Raw genomic sequence first — 16,524 nt, 5'->3', positions numbered from 1 at the left:
GACGAGCAGGAAGCCTCCGGTCAAGCAGCGACCTGCGAAGTGACCGACGCGCGGGCCGCGAAGTCCGCAGCCTGAGCGCGGAGTTCAACGATCTCGGCCGTGTGGTGCCTGTCCGCAGCGGACAACAGGGTGTTGAGTCTGGCCGCTACAAGGGCCGACTGCAGGCCGGCGCTCTCCAGTGCCTGGCGGCCGGCGGCTGCGGCCCGGTCAAGGTCACCCTCGTCGAGGAGTGCGGCTGCCAAGCCAATCAGGTCCATCGTCTGTACCCGGTCGAACCCTGGTTTGCGGAGCCGCAGCGCGGCTTCGAAGTGAGGGCTGGCGGGGTGCCCACGATGGCCGAGATGAGTGAGATCGCGGGCGCTGACGGCTCGGGCGCCTGCGTGCTCGGCGTCATCGAAGTAGGCGATCCATTCGGGACTGTCCGTGATCTGAACGAGAAGTTCGTCAGCGTGACCGAGATGACGGGCGGCTTCGCCGGGCCGGCCGAGGCCCGCGTGGACGCGACCGGTCTGGGATTGCACGAGCGCCTGCACCGCCACCTGGCCGTCGCGTCGCGCGCGGACCGCTGCGAGGTCAAGCAGCGCGAGCGCGTCATGCAACCGCCCCAGGTAGATCATCTGGTGTGACATGCGGGTGACGATCTCCGCTCCGCGACCGGGTACCCCGGCCTCGCCGGCGGCGTAGAGGGCATATGACCAGTACCGCTGCGCGGCGCCATAGCGGCCGGCGTCGTGGCTGGTCCACCCGGCAAGCGCGGCCAGGTCGGCTGTGGTGGCGAAGACACGGATGCGAAGACTGTCCGGGACGCCGTCTTGGATACGGCGCATGACCTCCGCGAGCTGGCCGACGATCGCAGAGCGACACAGGGCGCCGCCGTGCGCCGATTCCAGCCGCGCGAAGGCAGCGGTGACTTCCTCCAGAGCGGCGACGGTGTCGGTGCTGAAACCAGCCTGGCGGCGGCTGAGCGGGCGGCCGACCGTCTCAAGCAGGTGCGCGGTGCCGGCGACCAGCGGGGTACCGACGATGAGGTTGAGGACTTCGCGGCGATCGGGCATCAGCAGGTCCATCCGAGTCCATCCGACCAAGGTCTCCGCAGCGGGTTCTCTTCACATCCTCTCCCCCTTGAGGGGAGAGGATGTGAAGGCCTGCCTGGGGTCCTGCGAGAAGCGATCCAGTCGTTGACGAAGCCGACCGGCTCATCGCGTCCTTGTTCGATCGTCACCCGTCTGACCCAACAGGTCATCTACAGCGCCCGTGGCTGTCGCAGGGGACACGCACCCTGCGCGACGTCAAACGAGCTCGGCCGGCGCCCCAACGTGATGCTCCAGATCCTCCCCTACCGGGCCGGGGCGCATCCGGCGATGACCGGATCGTTCACCGTCGTGGGCTTTCCCGCTTCGAGCGACCTGGACGTCATCTACCTGGAGAACATGTCCAGCGGCCTGTACCTGGAGGACGCCGCGGACGTCCGCCGGTACGTCTCGGTGTTCGACTACCTCAGGGCAGCGGCCCTCAGCCCTGCCGACACCATGACTATGCTGACAAATGCGCCGAACAACCCGGCGTGAGTGTCCAACCGAAGGGGCGCGCGATGTCCAATCCGGTAGACCTGACCACCGCAGCGTGGCGCAAGAGTTCGCTCAGCGGAGCCAACGGCGACTGCGTGGAGGTCGCGGACCTGGGCGACGTCGTGGCCGTCCGCGACTCCAAGAACCCCGGCGGCCCCAAGCTCGTCTTCACCCGTGACACCTGGTCGGCCTTCGTCAAGCGGCTGAAGAACGACGCGTAACTCCCCGAAACCGGAGCCGGACCGGAGACGGCCGCTCGCCTCGGCTGCCGGTGAGTTTCGGGCACCCAGTGTTGGGATCGTACGGGCCATGGGCCGCACGATCCCAACAGAGACCGTCAGGTGACCAGGTCGGCGACGAGTTCCAGTTGTTCCAGGCGGAGGCGGAGGGTCGGGGTGACCAGGCCGACGACGAGGGAGGTGGCGCCCGCCTCGCGGTAGGCGGCGACCCGTTCGCGGAGCTTGCCGGGCGGCCCGCACATCGTCATCGCGTCGACCAGGCCGTCGGGGAGCAGCGACATCGCCTCGCCCTGACGCCCGCCCAGGAACGCCTCCTGGACCGCCTCGGCCTCCTTCTCGAAGCCGAGGGAGCGGGCCAGACGGTTGTAGAAGTTGGTACGGCGCGAGCCCATGCCGCCCAGATAGAGGGCGAGCATGGGCCGCATCATGTCGAAGGCGAGTTCCTCGTCCTCGTCGACGAGGGTGAGGATCATCGGGGCGACGTCGAAGCCGTCCAGAGTGCGGCCCGCCCGCGCCGCGCCCGCGCGCAGCTGGGCCGTGCGCTCGGCCAGGTGCTCGGGCGGGAAGTGGATCGCGAGCCAGCCGTCGGCCAGCTCCCCGGCGAGCGCGGTCGTCTGCGGGCCCATCGCGCCGAGATAGACGGGAAGGTGCTTCTGGACCGGGGAGACGCCCAGGGAGAGCTCCTTGCCCTGCCCACCGGGGAGCGGCAGCGTCACGGTCTCGCCCGAGTAGCTCACCGGGCGTCCGGCCAGGGCGAGACGCAGCACCGACAGGTAGTCGCGGGCGCGGGCCACCGGCCGGTCGAAACGCTCCCCGTGCCAGCCCTCCACGACCTGCGGCCCCGACACGCCCACGCCCAGCCGGGCCCGGCCGCCGGAGATCTGGTCGACGGTGGCGGCCGTCATCGCCGCCACCGTGGGCTTGCGGCCCGACATCTGCAGCACGCCGGTGCCCAGCGCGATCCGTTCGGTCCGGCCCGCGATCCACGCCATCAGGCTCGCCGGATCGGTGCCGTAGGTCTCGGCGGCCCACACCGACTCGTAGCCCAGCCTCTCGGCCTCGCGGACCAGGGTGAGGTGGTCGGCGGGGCCGAGCCCGGCACCACCCCAGTAGCTCATGCTGTAACCGAGACGCATCCGATCTCCTCTGCGATGACGGTGGCGAGCAGGTCGGGGGTCTCCTCGGCCAGCCAGTGTGAGGCGTCGAGCTCGCGCATCGACGGCCGAAAGACGCTCTGCCTGCGCCAGCCGAGCAGCCCGCCGCGCGACATGGAGCCGTCTCGGCTGCCGTACAGGACGGTGACGGGTACCGGCAGCGGCGGCCCCTGCCGGTGCCGGTATCGGGCGAGCATCCCGAAGTCGGCGCGGAGTGCGGGTTCGAGGATCGGCCTGAGCACCTCGCGCTCGGCCACCTCCGCCGGAACCCCGCCCAGCTCGATCAGCTGGTCCCAGAACAGCCACGACGGCAGGGAGGGCAGCCTGCGCAGCAGGAGCGTGACGTCCGGCGCGGCGAAGGACCCCACGAGCAGCCGTTCCGGCCACCACCCTCCGGACTCGGGTGAACGACCGGCTCCGGCGCGCTCCGGTGACGGGCCTCCGATGGGCCCGGACGACTCCGGCGAGGGAGCCGACTCGAAAGACGCCGGGAGTCCGGTCCCGGCCGGTCCGGAGGCCGGGGCGAGTTCGGTCAGGCGGCGGCAGACCAGGTAGGCCAGCAGCGCGCCGCTGCAGTAGCCGAACAGCGCGTACGGCTCGCGGGCGTTCGCCAGCAGGTCTCGGGCCAGGACGTCGACCAGCGCGTCCAGGTCCTCGACGGGCGGCTCCGCCAGCCTGGCCTGGCGGCCGGGGAGGTTCACCGACCACACGTCGACCTCGTCGGGGAACCGCCCGGCCAGGTCGGTGAGCGAGGCGGGACCGCTGCCCGCGTTGGGGAAGGTGTACAGGCGGATCCGCCCTCCCTGCCGCTCCCCCACCGGCACGAACCACGGCGCGGTCATCGCGTTCCTTCCGGCGTGGAGACGTCGGGCGCGGGTTCCGGGGAGCCCGGCCCCGCGGAAGAGGCCGGGAGTCGTACGACGGGAACGGAGGTCACGAGCCCGCCCCTTCCTGGATGAACGCGGCCAGCTCGGCCGGGGTGGGATGGTCGAATACCGCGCGAACGTTGACCGCCCGGCCCGCGAGCTCCTCCAGCGGGGCGATCAGCCGTACGGCGAGCACCGAGTGCCCCCCGTTGAGGAAGAAGTTGTCGTGCTCACCGAGTCCCGGGCGGCGCAGTGCCTCCCGCCAGAGCCGCAGCACCCCCTCGGCGAGTTCCGAGCTCGCCGGGGCACGGGGGACGGACGGGGAGGCGTCCTCGGGGACGGTGAGCCCCCGATAGTCGATCTTGCCGTTGGCGGTCGTCGGGAACTCCCCGGCCAGGACGATCCCCGAGGGGACCGCGTAGTCCGGCAGCCGCGTCCCCGCGTACCTCCACAGCTCCTCCCGCAGCGCGGCCTCGGTCTCCCCGTCGGGAGGGTCCGTGGGCTGCACGAACGCCACCAGCCGGTCGTCGTGGACGATGACGGCCGCGACCTTGACGGCGTCGTGGTGGTGCAGCACCGCCTCGATCTCGCCCAGCTCGATGCGGTGTCCGCGCAGCTTGATCTGGCGGTCGTCACGGCCAAGCAGTTCCAGGGTCGCGTCGTGCCTGAGCCTGGCCATGTCCCCTGTCCGGTAGAAGCGCCCGTGGCGGGGATGTTCTCCGAACCGCTCCGCGGTCAGCTCAGGACGGTTGACGTACCCTGCGCTCACCCCGTCGCCCGCCACGCACAGCTCGCCGGGTACGCCTGGCGGGGCCTCGCGTCCGTCGGCGTCCCTGACGAAGATCCGGGTGTTGGCGAGCGGCACCCCGATCGGCACCGGGTCGGCCGGGGGGCCGAGGATCTCGGCGGCGGTGGACCAGATGGTCGTCTCGGTCGGCCCGTAGACGTTGAACAACCGGCAGCCCAGGCCCAGCAGGTCCGTGGCGAGCGCGGCAGGCATGGGCTCTCCGCCGCAGAGCACGACGCGCCCGGCCAGTTCGTCGCGCGCCTCGGGGGCGATGAGCCGCCACGCCGTCGGGGTGGCCTGCACGACGCGTACGTCCCGCGCCGCGATGAGTTCCAGGAACCTGCGCGGCTGCAGCTGGTCGTCGTCGGAGGCGACGACCAGGGTGCCGCCGACGGTGAGCGGGAGCATCAGCTCCAGGGCCGAGATGTCGAAGGAGGTCGTGGTGGACCACAGCACCGCGTCGGCCGCGCCCGCCCCCAGCCGGTCGGCGAAGTCCAGGACGAGGTTGGCCAGGTTGCCGTGGGTGACGGCCACTCCCTTGGGCCTGCCGGTGGACCCCGAGGTGTAGATCACGTAGGCGATCGACTCCCCGGAGATCGTCGCGGAGACCTCGGCCGCGTCCAGCGGTCTTCGCGGCCCCTGATCCGCCTCGGCGCCGGAGGCGGGGGCCTGCGGCATGGGGAGCACGGGCGTCTCCCCCGCCCAGGGAGCCTCGGAGTCGGCGACGACCAGGCGGGCACCGCAGTCCTCCACCTGGTAGGCGAGGCGCAGCTCGGGCTGGCGCGGGTCCAGCGGCAGGTAGGCGGCTCCGGCCGCCCAGACGCCGAGCACGGCGGCGACCATCTCCGCCGAACGGCTCAGGCCGAGCGCCACGATGTCGCCGGGGCCCGCGCCGTACGCGACGAGGGTGTCCCGCACGGAGGCCGCCCAGCCGAGCAGCTCGCCGTAGGTGACCTCCCGGTCGCCGTCACGGATCGCCGTCCCGGTGCGGGTGATGATCCGCTCCAGCAGGGTGGCCGGTCCTTCCCAGGTCCGCGCGGTGTCGTTGAGCCGGTCGAGCAGTCGCCGGTCGTCCGCCGAGAGGGAGTCCAGCTCTCTCTGGGGCCGGTGCGCGTCCTCGGCGGCCCGCCGCAGCAGCGCGGTCATCCGCGCGACGAACGCGGCGATCTCGGCCTCGTCGTGGACCTCCGTGCTGTGCCAGACCCTGAGCGTGAGCCTGCCGGGCTCCTGCACCGCGATGCACTGCAGGTCCAGGCGGCTGCGGTCGAACAGGTCCTCGACGTACTCGGGGACGGAGCCCAGGATGCTCACCTGGTCGTCGGTCCACGGCCGGTAGTTGAACATGTGCCGGAACAGCGGCACCCTCCAGTCTCCGGTGCCGTGCCCGCGCTCGACCAGCACCGCCTCCACCGAGGCGTCCGCGTGTTCGACGCCCTCGAAGAAGACGTCCTCGACCCGTCTGACCAGGGCCGCGAAACCCTCCTCCGGATCGGCGCGCACCCGGATCGGCAGGGTGCTGACGCCGTAGCCGACATGGCCGCGCATCGTGGCCGTCCTGGTGGTGACCGGCATCGCGGCCACCAGTTCCGGACCGGCGCCGTGCGCGCGCAGGGTGAGCATGAAAGCGGCGGCGAGCACGATGTTGTCGGTGGTGCGCAGGCCGGTCCGCAGCGTGTCGAGCGCCCGGCGCGTGTCCGCGTCCACCTCCCAGGAGCAGGTGTGCCCGGCGAAGGTGGGCCGGGCGGGCGACGGCCTGCTGCCGGGGAGCACCATCGCGGCCGGGTCGACGTCCCTGAGCTTGTCGAGCCAGTAGTCCAGCGACTCCCGGGACGCCGCTTTCGGCTCCAGCATGGGCGCGGTGCCCGCGAGCGCGGCGGGGAGCGGTTCCTGGCTCGTCTGCGCGTCGTAGAAACCGCCCAGTTCCTCGACGAGGAACTGCATCGAGGTCGCGTCGATGACGATGTGGTGCGCGACCAGGCAGACCACGCTCCCGCCGCCGTCGGGCAGCGTGAAGTGCCCGGCCCGAAAGAGCAGGTCGCGGCCCAGGTCGAAGGGTTCGTCCAGGAAACCCTGGAGGTCGGCGACGAGCGTCTCCCGCGTGGTCTCGCCGTTCACCAGCTTGATCTGCGCGTCCTTCGGGGCGGTGAGATGCCGCACGGGTGCGCCGTCCACCTCGGGAAACCGCAGGCGCAGCGCCGGGTGCCGCTTGAGCAGCCGGTTCACCGCGATCTGCAGCGGGAGCCTGCGCAGCGGCTGCCGGGTCCTGAACGCCACCGCCAGGTTGGACACCCCGCTCGACCCGGCGAGTTGCTCCAGCACCCAGAACGAGTACGGGACCGCCTCGGGCCTGCGCAGTGGCTCCGCTGGCTCCGGCAGGCCCTCGGGGACCCGCGACGCGCTCTCGCGTTCCCGCGCCTCGGGAGCCGGTACGGGAACGGGTGTCACCTCGGCGGGGCGGTGCCCTCCGGGGACGGGCAGTCGCTGCAGGGGGTGGTCGGGGTCGAGCGCGACCCAGTCCACCGGACAGCCGAGGGTCCACAGCCGGGCGAGCGCCGTGAGCAGACCCCGGCGGTCGTCCCCACAGTGGATCGTCCCCTCGCCCGGCGGCCTCCCTGCCGTCCCCGCCGTACCGACCAGGAGGGACGGCGCGCCTCGCGCACCGCCGGCCTTCGGCCCTGCTGCCGGCTCGGACGAGGGCTCCGGCCCCGCGACCGGCTCAGGACGGGCCTCCACTTCGTGGAAGGCACGTCCCGACTCCTGCTCGGGCGCCGCGCCGGAGGCGGCCACCCGGGCGATCGCCTCGTCCAGTTCGAGCGTTCCCGAGAAGGCGGCGGCGGTGAGTTCTCCCACCCCCTCCCCCGTACACCCTCCGGGGGTGACACCCCAGCCGGTCAGGGTGGCCGCCAGGGAGTAGGTCACCGCGAACGTCACCGGGTCGTCGTCGCGCTCCCCGGCGAGCCAGGCGTCGCAGAGGTCGACGCCGTGCCGTTCGAAAGCCTCCAGGCAGACGTCCATCGTCTCGCTGAACAACCGCTCGATTCCGTACAGCGAGGCCCCCAGCCGACCGGCGCCGCCGGCGGGGAAGACGAACCTCACCCCCGCCCAGGCCGCATCGCGGGAAGGCGGCTCATGCCCGGCCGTTTCCTCGGCCGAGGCCCTCCGCGCGGCGGCGAGAGCGGCGGACGCCTCGGCGGGGGTGGTGGCGACGATCGCGCCCCGTACGGGATGCGGGGTGCGACCCCGCTGGAGGACGGCCACGGCGTCGGCGAACCGGTCGGGGGCGAGGGTGGCGAAGAATCCCGCCAGGCCTTCCCGTACGGCGTCGGCCTCCTGTCGGTGCCGTCCCGACCAGGCGACGACGCGGGGCCGACCGTCCGCGGGGAGGTGGACCGGCGGGAAGCCGTCCTTCACCGTCAGCGAATCACACGGACGCGCGGGCGGGCCGCCTGTCGGCGACCGGCCACCGGGCCCGCTGCGGGCGGGACCGGTGCCGGACCGGGAAGCGGTCATCGGGCCGGTCGCTGTGCCGGCGACCAGGGCGGTCACCGACACGGTCGCCGCGTCGGTGACCGTGTCGGCAGCCGAGCCGGTCGTCGTCTCGATCACGACGCGTACGAGGTCGCCGTCGAGGAGGGCGTCGTCCAGGCGCCTGAGCGCGATCGCGGTTCCCCGCTCCGCGACGGCGCCGAGACTCGGCCCCGAGACGGTGATCGCGAGGTCGCAGATTCCCAGGGCGAGGGCGAGGCAGGCGGCCTCGGCCGTGTCGTGGACGGCGAGCGCGCCCGGTGGGCGCGCGGGGTCGTGTCCGGCGTTCTCCATCGTGGCCTCGACGACCTCGATCGGGACGGGACCGGAAGAGAGCGGGGCACGCGGGCCCATACCGATCACCGCGATCGGCGCGGTCCTCGTCACCGAGACGCCCCGCCGTCCCTGCGGATACGGGCGCGCACGTCCCTGCGGCTGCCCCCCGTGGGGCGCGGGCGCGCGGGTTCGCTCCTGACGGGTTCCTGCGCGCCCGCGACGAGGCGACTCAGAGCCCGCACGTTCGGCCGGGCGAACATCGCGGTGACCGGGATCTCGATACCGAGCGCCCCGGTGATGTCCGCGTGCAGCTCGACCAGCGCCATCGAGTTGAGCCCGGCTTCGAAGAAGTTCTCGTCGGGGTCGACCGTCCGGCCCAGGCGGGCCTCGATCATCCCCGCGACCGTGTCGGCGGCCGACACCCGCTGCCCCGGGCGACCCGGTTGGCCTGGAGGCCGCCCCTCGTCCTCCTCGCGTTGCCGCTCCGCTCCCACCGGCCGACTGCCCTGGATCATCCGGCGCCTTTCGTTAAATTTGTCTGGTTCACCAGGCGAACCCTTTTCGGGCATGCCATGCACCGATCTTCTGACACCTATTCGGACACGACAAGAGCGTATTTTTCGGCTTTTTGGATCGCCGGACGCGTGGAAGACCCCGGAAACGCGTACGGCCACCGCCGGAGCGGTGGCCGTACGCGTTTCCGCGGATCAGGGAGGATCGGGTGGGGATCAGGTGGGGTTGGAGACCGCCGCCCCGATGGTGTGCACGCGCAGGGCGTTGGTGGAGCCGGCGGTGCCGGGAGGCGAACCGGCGACGATGACGACCTTGTCGCCCTTCTCCAGGCGGGAGTTGGCGAGCAGCGAGGCCTCCACCTGACGGACCATGTCGTCGGTGTGGTGGACGAACGGCACCTCGAAGGTCTCCACGCCCCAGGTCAGCGCGAGCTGGTTGCGGACGTGGCGGGCGGAGGTGAACGCGAGCAGCGGGATCGGCGAGCGGTAGCGGGCCAGACGGCGGGCCGTCTCACCGGACATGGTGAACGCCACCAGCGCCTTGGCGCCGACGATCGCCCCGACCTCCGCCGCGGCACGGGCGATCGCGCCACCGGTGGTCTCGGGCAGCCGGTCGAGGCTGTGCGTGGCCTGCAGGGAGCTCTTCTCCGCGGTCGTGGCGATGCGGCTCATCGTCTCGACGACCTCGATGGGGTAGTTGCCGACCGAGGTCTCCCCGGAGAGCATGACCGCGTCGGCGCCGTCCATGACGGCGTAGGCGACGTCGGAGGCCTCGGCGCGGGTGGGACGCGGAGAGGTGATCATCGATTCCAGCATCTGGGTGGCGACGATGACCGGGCGGGCCTTCTCGCGGCAGAGCTCGATGGCGCGCTTCTGGACGATGGGCACCTCCTCCAGCGGCAGCTCGACACCGAGGTCGCCACGGGCGACCATGATGCCGTCGAAGGCCTCGATGATCTCCGGGAGCCGCTCCACGGCCTGCGGCTTCTCGATCTTGGCGAGCAGCGGGAGGCGGATGCCCTCCTGCTCCATGATGTTGCGCACCACGTCGGCGTCGGAGGGACGCCTGACGAAGGAGAGGGCGACCAGGTCGAAGCCGGTGCGCAGGGCCCAGCGCAGGTCGGTCTCGTCCTTGTCGGTCAGGACGGGGGCGCTGACGTTGACGCCCGGGAGGTTGAGGCCCTTGTTGTCGGAGATCATGCCGCCGATGATCACGCGGGTCGTGACGCGCTGGTCGTCGACCCGGGTCACCTCCAGCCGGACGCGGCCGTCGTCGACCAGGATGCTGTCGCCGGGGCTGACGTCCTTGGGAAGCCCCAGATAGGACGTGGAAACCTGGTTACGGTCGCCGGGGACCTCCTCGGTGGTGATCGTGAAGACGTCACCGAAGCCGAGGCGGACGGGACCTTCCTCGAACTTACCGACCCGGATCTTGGGGCCTTGGAGGTCGGCCAGCAGACCTACGCCACGCCCAAGCTCGGCGGCCGCCTCCCTCAACCTGTCGTAAACCTCCTTGTGCAGCTCGTGGCTGCCGTGGCTGAGGTTGAAACGGGCCACGTCCATCCCGGCCGCGATGAGTTCGCGGAGGCGTTCGGGAGATGAGGTGGCGGGGCCGAGAGTGCAGACGATTTTCGCGCGACGAGTCACGGATCCCACCCTAATTGGTACAGACCACTTGGTCGCGACGTTAGCCGTAGCGCCGGTGAAAAATTCGGTGACACAAAGCCACCTCGCATGAACGAGAGGTTACGAATCGCCCCTCGCGCTCACTCTTGAGGTCAGCCGTCACAGGAGTGAGGGGCACCCGCGAGCGCACCCCGAGCCTGGCCGGCCATCGGGACACCGGGCCGGTCATGGGCTTCTGAGCGGTCACCGCGCTTCCGCGTCGGTCACGGGAGTTTCGAGGGGGCACCGCGCTCGCGCCTCGGCAACGGAGGCTTCGGGCCCAGCACCGAAACTCCGGGCCGGCCGGCGGAATCCCTGGTCAGTCGCGGACGATCTCCTCCACGACCAGCCCGGCGCCGATGCCCAGCAGCCAGACGTCCTTGGCGACGGCGATGCCCTGCTGCGAGGGGCGCAGGCTGCCTTCCTCCCGCAGTCCCGGCGTCTTGAGGTAGAGGCCGAGCAACCCTCCGGCGAAGGCGGTCAGCGCGGCGCCCGCCAGCAGTGGCGGCACCACGGGGACCAGCAGGGCCGTACCGAGGGTGATCTCCGCCGTGGAGAGCAGTCTCGTGAACTTCACCGAGTCCATGTCCTTGAGGAACGGGTAGGTCCCGGAGGCCATCCCGTGTAATCCCTTCGCGCTCTCCTCCCCCGCGGATCTCTTGGTCAGTCCCGAATTCAGAATGATCAAACCGGCGGCGATCCGGGGCGGGAGCTGGTGCGGACGCGACAGGAATCTCATGTGAGTCCTTTCTGCGTGGAGAACCCGCCCTCAGGCGCGAGGAGGAAGCCGATGATCCTCACAGTGACGAGAGCGACGGGACGGAACCGGAGTCGTTCTCCTTCCCCCTTCCGTCCCCTTCACCCGTCTGTTGATCGTCTCTTTGCGAGCCCCGGACTGTGCCCGGGATGACACTTCCGCCGACGCCGAACCGCGAGACGACCGCCGTCCGCGTCCCGGCCCCTGGGTGAGGGGCCGGGACGGGGTGAGGGCGCCTTGGGCGCCGCGCCGTCCGGGAGCCGTCAGGGAGCGAGCGGCTCGGCCTTGGCGGCGTTCTCGGCGCTGATGAGGCCGCGGCCGTAGAAGCCGTTGCGCTTCTTGGGACCCTCGCACTTGTGGACCTCGTCCACGAACGCGAGGCCGATCTTGTAGGCGTATCCGCGCGGTGAGGGGCAGGCCTTCCTGGTGGCCGTGGAGTACAGCTGGCGCTGGACGTCCGCGGGGGGCATCGTGAGGCCGCCCTTGCCGGGTTTGCCGAACCGGCTGATCAGGATGGCGGCGACACCGGTGGCGTGCGGTGCGGCCATGGAGGTGCCGACGAGGTACTGGTAGTAGGCGCAGGTGCCGCCCTCGCACTCCCGGATGATCGAGTCGGACTTCGGCGTGCCGTCGGCGGTGATCTGTCCCTTGGCCTTGAGCGCGTTCTCCGGTGCGGCGGCCAGAATGCCCTTGGTGGGGTCGTACGTGCTGCTGCCGTCGAACTCGTCCCCGCCGGGGGCCGCCAGGTCGGCCTGCTCGACGCCGTAGTCGGAGTAGTACGCCTTGCGCCCGGTCGGGCCCACCGAGGTGACCGAGATCACGCCCTTGGACTCGGCCGGGACGTTGAGGCAGGAGTTGTCGACCTTGCGGGTGCGCTCGCTGTCCTTGGGGTAGTTGGGGCTGCTCTCGTCCTTGCCCGGCTTACCGAGGTCGGTGGCGCCGTTGCCGATGGCGCTGATGAGGGTGACCCCGCGCTTGCGCGCGTAGTCGAGGGCGCGCTGCATGCCGGTGATGATGCCGCGCTGCTCCAGTTGCTCCGCCTTGGAGTCGGCCGGGTTGGCCTTGCAGTTGAACAGCCACGGGTCGACGTAGAAGCTCATGTTGACCACGTCGATCCCGGCGTCGGCGGCGTAGGTGAGCGCCTCGACGCTGGGCTTGAGGAAGAACAGGCCCGAGTCCTGACCGGCGCGCAGGTTCACCAGGGATACCTGGGGGGCCACCCCGGCGATGCCCAGGCCGTTGATCGGTGAGGCGATGGTGCTGGCCACGTGGGTGCCGTGGCCGTCGTCGTCCCAGTCCACCGGGTCCTTGCAGCTCTTGAACTCACAGGGGCCGTCGAGGGCGTTGCCGTTGGGGTCCTTGGGCCGGTCGGTCACGAAGTTGCGGCTCAGGGCGTGGTTGAAGTTGGGGGCGATGTCGGGGTGCTTGCCGTCGATGCCGGTGTCGATGACGCCGACCAGTACCCGCTTGTCACCGGGTTCGGTGGCGTAGGAGCCCTCCACGGTGGCGCCGATCATCTTCATGTCCCACTGCCGCCCGGCGAGCGGCTCCGGCGTGTCGGCGGAGCGGTGGGTGCCCGCCTGCCCGAGGGCTTCGGCGGAAGGGAAGGCGAGCGGGGCCCCCACGCTGGAGGCGGTCCGGGGAGCGGTCCCGGCGCTGTAGGTCCCGGGGGTGGCCCCGGTGCCGGAGGTCCCGGCTTCGGAGGCGGATCCGCCCGCGGAGGCCCCGGCCGCGGGTGCGGCGGGGATCGCACCGGCGATGCCGATCCTGCGGTCGGAGGAGACTCCCTCGACGGCGTCGCTGTCGGCCAGGCCTTCCACGAAACCCGCGCCGGGACCGTCCGCGAGGACGTAGCCGATCCTGGTGTCGGTCGACAGGACGGTGCCACCGCTCGCGTCGATCGCGTCGATCGCCCGGTCGCGGGCGCCGTCCGCGTAGAAGACCAGATACTCGCGGGTCTGGCCCGCGCCCGTCGTGGCCTCGCCGCCCAGGGCTCCCGCCGTGAGGGTCGCCGCCAGGGCGAGCGCCGTCGCCGCGCCCGTCAGGCTTTTGGTCCCGCGATTCATCTGAACTCCTTGAGTGTGGAGACTTGGTCCTTCAAGGCCGGGAGGAAACGGGACATGGCGCCGTAACGCTCATCGCCCGCCGCGCCTTCCGATAAGGTCCGGACGTGCGTACGGCGTACAAGGTGCGGGCCTACCCCACCCCCGAACAGGCGGCCATGTTGAACCGCACGTTCGGCTGCGTACGCGTGGTGTGGAACCGGACCCTGTCCTGGCGGCACGCCCGCTACCGCAGCGAGCGGGCCACGACGAACTTCATCCAGGCCAACGCCTACCTGACGGCGATGAAGGCGACCGACGAGCTGGCGTGGCTGAACGAGGTGTCGTCGGTTCCGCTGCAGCAGGCCATCCGCCACCAGCAGGTCGCCTTCACCAGCTTCTTCGCCGGACGCGCCCGATACCCGCGCTACAAGTCCCGCACCGCACGCCAGAGCGCCGAGTACACCCGCTCTGCCTTCCGCTACCGCGATGGGCGATTGTTCCTGGCGAAGCTGGACACCCCGCTCGACGTCGTGTGGTCCTGGCCGGACATCGACCCGGCGAGCATCGACCCGACCACGGTCACCGTGTCGCGCGAGGCGTGCGGGCGCTGGTACGCCTCCTTCGCCGTCGAGGTCAACGATCCGAAGCAGGCTCCGGCGACCGGCACGGCGGTGGGAGTGGACGTCGGCGTAAAAGACTTCGCCGTCACCTCCGACGGCGAGAAGATCGCCAATCCGCGTCACCTGGCCAAACGGGAACGCAACCTGGCCCGCTACCAGCGGCGCATGGCCCGCAAACAGCGCGGCAGCGCCAACCGGGCCAAGGCCAAGGCGAAGGTCGCCCGCGCGCACCGCAAGGTCCGCGCCTCCCGCACCGACTTCCTGCACCGCACCTCGGCGCGCCTCGTCCGCGACCACGACGTGATCGTGATCGAAGACCTCGCCGTGAAGAACATGGTCCGCAACCGGTCCCTGGCCAAAGCGATCTCCGACTGCGGGTGGGGCACCTTCCGCCGCATGCTGGAGTACAAGACGGCCGAACACGGCCGCCACCTGATCGTGATCGACCGCTGGTATCCCAGCTCGAAGACCTGTTCGGCGTGCGGGCACCTGCTCGCCCGACTTTCCCTCGGCACCCGGACGTGGCAGTGCCCGTCCTGCGGCACCCGGCACGACCGGGACGTCAACGCCGCGAAGAACATCCTGGCGGCAGGTCTTGCCGTGTCTGCCTGCGGAGGTGACGTCAGACATTCCGGGTCCTCCCGGGTGCGGTCGCCGACGAAACAGGAACCCCGGCCCGCGAGGGCTGGAATCCCCGTCCTTCAGGGCGGGGAGTAGTCAACGATCCTCCGCACCTGACCCGATCAAGAAAATTTATCTTTCAGGCATATGTACGCCAAAGCAATTCGAAACCCCGCTCTGCGCATTTTTCCCTGAAGCAGTCGGTAAGACATCCGGAATGCCGAACTGTCGGGGGGTGCCGAAGACCAACCGTGGCCTGACCAAACCAGCGATGGAGCACATGAACCGGCCCTGACATGCATGAACCGGCCCGGGTACGCATGGATCAACCATGACATACCCAGACCGGTCATGACATGTCAGGCCAGCTTCCACTCAGACCAGCGGCCGCGCCGTCGGCGGGATCGCCACCGGAAGGGCCGTCTGGCCCGTGAGGTAGCGGTCGGCGGCCGAGGCCGCGGAGCGGCCCTCGGCGATCGCCCACACGATCAGCGACTGTCCGCGGCCCATGTCCCCGGCGACGAAGACGCCGTCGACCGAGGACATGTAGCCCTTGTCCCTCGCGACGTTGCCCCTGGCGTCGTAGAACTCGCCACCGGCGACCTCGGCGAGCTCTTCGAGCAGGCCCTTCTTCTCCGGGCCCACGAAGCCCATCGACAGCGTGACCAGCTCGGCCGGGATCTCCCTCTCGGAGCCGGGGACCGGCTTGAACCCGGCCGCGGGCCCCTCCACCTCGACCAGGCGCAGCGCCCTGACGTTGCCCTCGGCGTCGCCGACGAACTCGGTGGTGGAGACCGCGTAGACCCGGGCGCCGTCACCGTCGGCCAGCTCCTCGTGGGCGCTCTCCATCTTGAACAGGATGGGGAACGTGGGCCAGGGCTGGCTGCCGGGACGGTCCGCCGGAGGCTGGGGCATGATCTCCAGCTGGGTGACCGAGGCGGCCCCCTGGCGGATCGCGGTGCCGATGCAGTCGGCACCGGTGTCGCCGCCGCCGATCACGACGACGTGCTTGCCCTCGGCGCTGATCGGCGAGACCGGGAAGTCGCCCTCCTGGACCTTGTTGGAGGGCGGCAGGTACTCCATCGCCTGGTAGACGCCCTTCAGGTCGCGCCCGGCGACGGGCAGGTCCCGCCACTGGGTCGCGCCACCGGCCAGGACGATCGCGTCGAACTCCTCGCGCAGCCGCTCCGCCGTGATGTCCACGCCGACGTTGACGCCGGTACGGAACTCGGTCCCCTCGGCCCGCATCTGGTCGAGACGGCGGTCGATGTGCCGCTTCTCCATCTTGAACTCGGGGATGCCGTAGCGGAGCAGGCCACCGATCCGGTCGGCCCGCTCGAACACGACCACGTCGTGCCCGGCCCTGGTGAGCTGCTGGGCGGCGGCCAGGCCCGCGGGGCCCGAGCCGACGACCGCGACCCGCTTGCCGGTCTTCGAGGCGGCGGGCTGGGGGGTGACCCAGCCCTCGTCGAAGGCGCGGTCGATGATCTCGACCTCGACCCGCTTGATCGCGACCGGGTCGGAGTTGATGCCGAGCACACACGCCGCCTCACACGGAGCCGGGCACAGGCGTCCGGTGAACTCGGGGAAGTTGTTCGTGGCGTGCAGGCGCTCGATCGCCTCTTGCCAGTCGTCCCGGTAGACCAGGTCGTTCCACTCGGGGATCAGGTTGCCCAGCGGGCAGCCGTTGTGGCAGAACGGGATGCCGCAGTCCATGCACCGCGCGGCCTGCCTGGTCAGCGCGGGCTTGGGGAAGTCCTCGTAGACCTCGCGCCAGTCGCGGATGCGCACGTCCACCGGGCGGCGCGCCGGCAGCTCGCGTCCGTGAGCGAGGAAACCCTTGGGGTCAGCCATCGGTCGTACCTCCCTTATCCCTGAAAAGCCTGAAA

The 16,524-nt window shown here is 70.9% G+C and carries 12 protein-coding genes; 3 read left to right on the top strand and 9 right to left on the bottom strand.

Features of this window, described 5'->3' with window-relative positions:
* Positions 1–20: 20 nt before the first annotated feature.
* A complete protein-coding gene (locus tag ACIBH4_RS16705; protein ID WP_362506746.1) occupies positions 21–1,067 on the bottom strand; it encodes a hypothetical protein in 1,047 nt (348 codons plus the stop codon).
* Here ACIBH4_RS16705 and ACIBH4_RS16700 point away from each other — a divergent pair.
* Entirely contained in the window at positions 990–1,568 is a 579-nt protein-coding gene (locus ACIBH4_RS16700) for a DUF5753 domain-containing protein (RefSeq protein ID WP_362766693.1), read from the top strand. The genes ACIBH4_RS16705 and ACIBH4_RS16700 overlap by 78 nt on opposite strands.
* Before the next feature lie 23 nt (positions 1,569–1,591).
* On the top strand, positions 1,592–1,789 hold the full coding sequence (locus ACIBH4_RS16695; RefSeq protein ID WP_362506751.1) for a DUF397 domain-containing protein: 198 nt from the start codon (positions 1,592–1,594) through the stop codon (positions 1,787–1,789).
* A gap of 116 nt (positions 1,790–1,905) precedes the next feature.
* Here ACIBH4_RS16695 and ACIBH4_RS16690 read toward each other — a convergent pair whose 3' ends face one another.
* The 7 genes from ACIBH4_RS16690 to ACIBH4_RS16660 form a co-directional block, all read right to left on the bottom strand.
* Positions 1,906–2,943, bottom strand: coding sequence for an LLM class F420-dependent oxidoreductase (locus ACIBH4_RS16690; RefSeq protein WP_362766678.1), 1,038 nt, complete (start codon positions 2,941–2,943; stop codon positions 1,906–1,908).
* A complete protein-coding gene (locus tag ACIBH4_RS16685; protein ID WP_362766681.1) occupies positions 2,922–3,803 on the bottom strand; it encodes a thioesterase domain-containing protein in 882 nt (293 codons plus the stop codon). The genes ACIBH4_RS16690 and ACIBH4_RS16685 overlap by 22 nt, the downstream gene beginning before the upstream one ends.
* A gap of 91 nt (positions 3,804–3,894) precedes the next feature.
* Positions 3,895–8,526 (bottom strand): amino acid adenylation domain-containing protein, encoded by a 4,632-nt coding sequence (locus tag ACIBH4_RS16680; RefSeq protein WP_362766684.1) that lies wholly within the window; start codon positions 8,524–8,526, stop codon positions 3,895–3,897.
* The gene (locus tag ACIBH4_RS16675; protein ID WP_362506763.1) at positions 8,523–8,930 is read right to left on the bottom strand and encodes an acyl carrier protein; all 408 of its coding nucleotides are present in this window, start codon (positions 8,928–8,930) and stop codon (positions 8,523–8,525) included. Before ACIBH4_RS16675 ends, ACIBH4_RS16680 begins: the two co-directional genes overlap by 4 nt.
* 213 nt (positions 8,931–9,143) lie before the next feature.
* Positions 9,144–10,574 (bottom strand): pyruvate kinase, encoded by a 1,431-nt coding sequence (pyk, locus tag ACIBH4_RS16670; protein ID WP_362506766.1) that lies wholly within the window; start codon positions 10,572–10,574, stop codon positions 9,144–9,146.
* Positions 10,575–10,911: 337 nt separating this feature from the next.
* Positions 10,912–11,331, bottom strand: coding sequence for a hypothetical protein (locus tag ACIBH4_RS16665; RefSeq protein WP_362506769.1), 420 nt, complete (start codon positions 11,329–11,331; stop codon positions 10,912–10,914).
* Between the two features lie 281 nt (positions 11,332–11,612).
* The gene (locus ACIBH4_RS16660) at positions 11,613–13,415 is read right to left on the bottom strand and encodes a S8 family serine peptidase (protein ID WP_362766687.1); all 1,803 of its coding nucleotides are present in this window, start codon (positions 13,413–13,415) and stop codon (positions 11,613–11,615) included.
* A gap of 104 nt (positions 13,416–13,519) precedes the next feature.
* Between ACIBH4_RS16660 and ACIBH4_RS16655 the strand changes: the two genes are divergently transcribed.
* The gene (locus tag ACIBH4_RS16655) at positions 13,520–14,731 is read left to right on the top strand and encodes an RNA-guided endonuclease InsQ/TnpB family protein (protein ID WP_399172293.1); all 1,212 of its coding nucleotides are present in this window, start codon (positions 13,520–13,522) and stop codon (positions 14,729–14,731) included.
* 279 nt (positions 14,732–15,010) lie between these two features.
* Here the strand turns inward: ACIBH4_RS16655 and ACIBH4_RS16650 are convergent, their stop codons facing one another.
* The gene (locus ACIBH4_RS16650) at positions 15,011–16,489 is read right to left on the bottom strand and encodes a glutamate synthase subunit beta (protein ID WP_362506777.1); all 1,479 of its coding nucleotides are present in this window, start codon (positions 16,487–16,489) and stop codon (positions 15,011–15,013) included.
* Positions 16,490–16,524 lie beyond the last annotated feature (35 nt).

Origin of the sequence: Streptosporangium sp. NPDC050284 (genome assembly GCF_044459525.1) — a bacterium.
In the GTDB taxonomy this organism is placed as follows: domain Bacteria; phylum Actinomycetota; class Actinomycetes; order Streptosporangiales; family Streptosporangiaceae; genus Streptosporangium.
The sequence above is the reverse complement of the archived record's forward strand: the minus strand, read 5'-3'. Positions and strand labels throughout refer to the sequence as shown.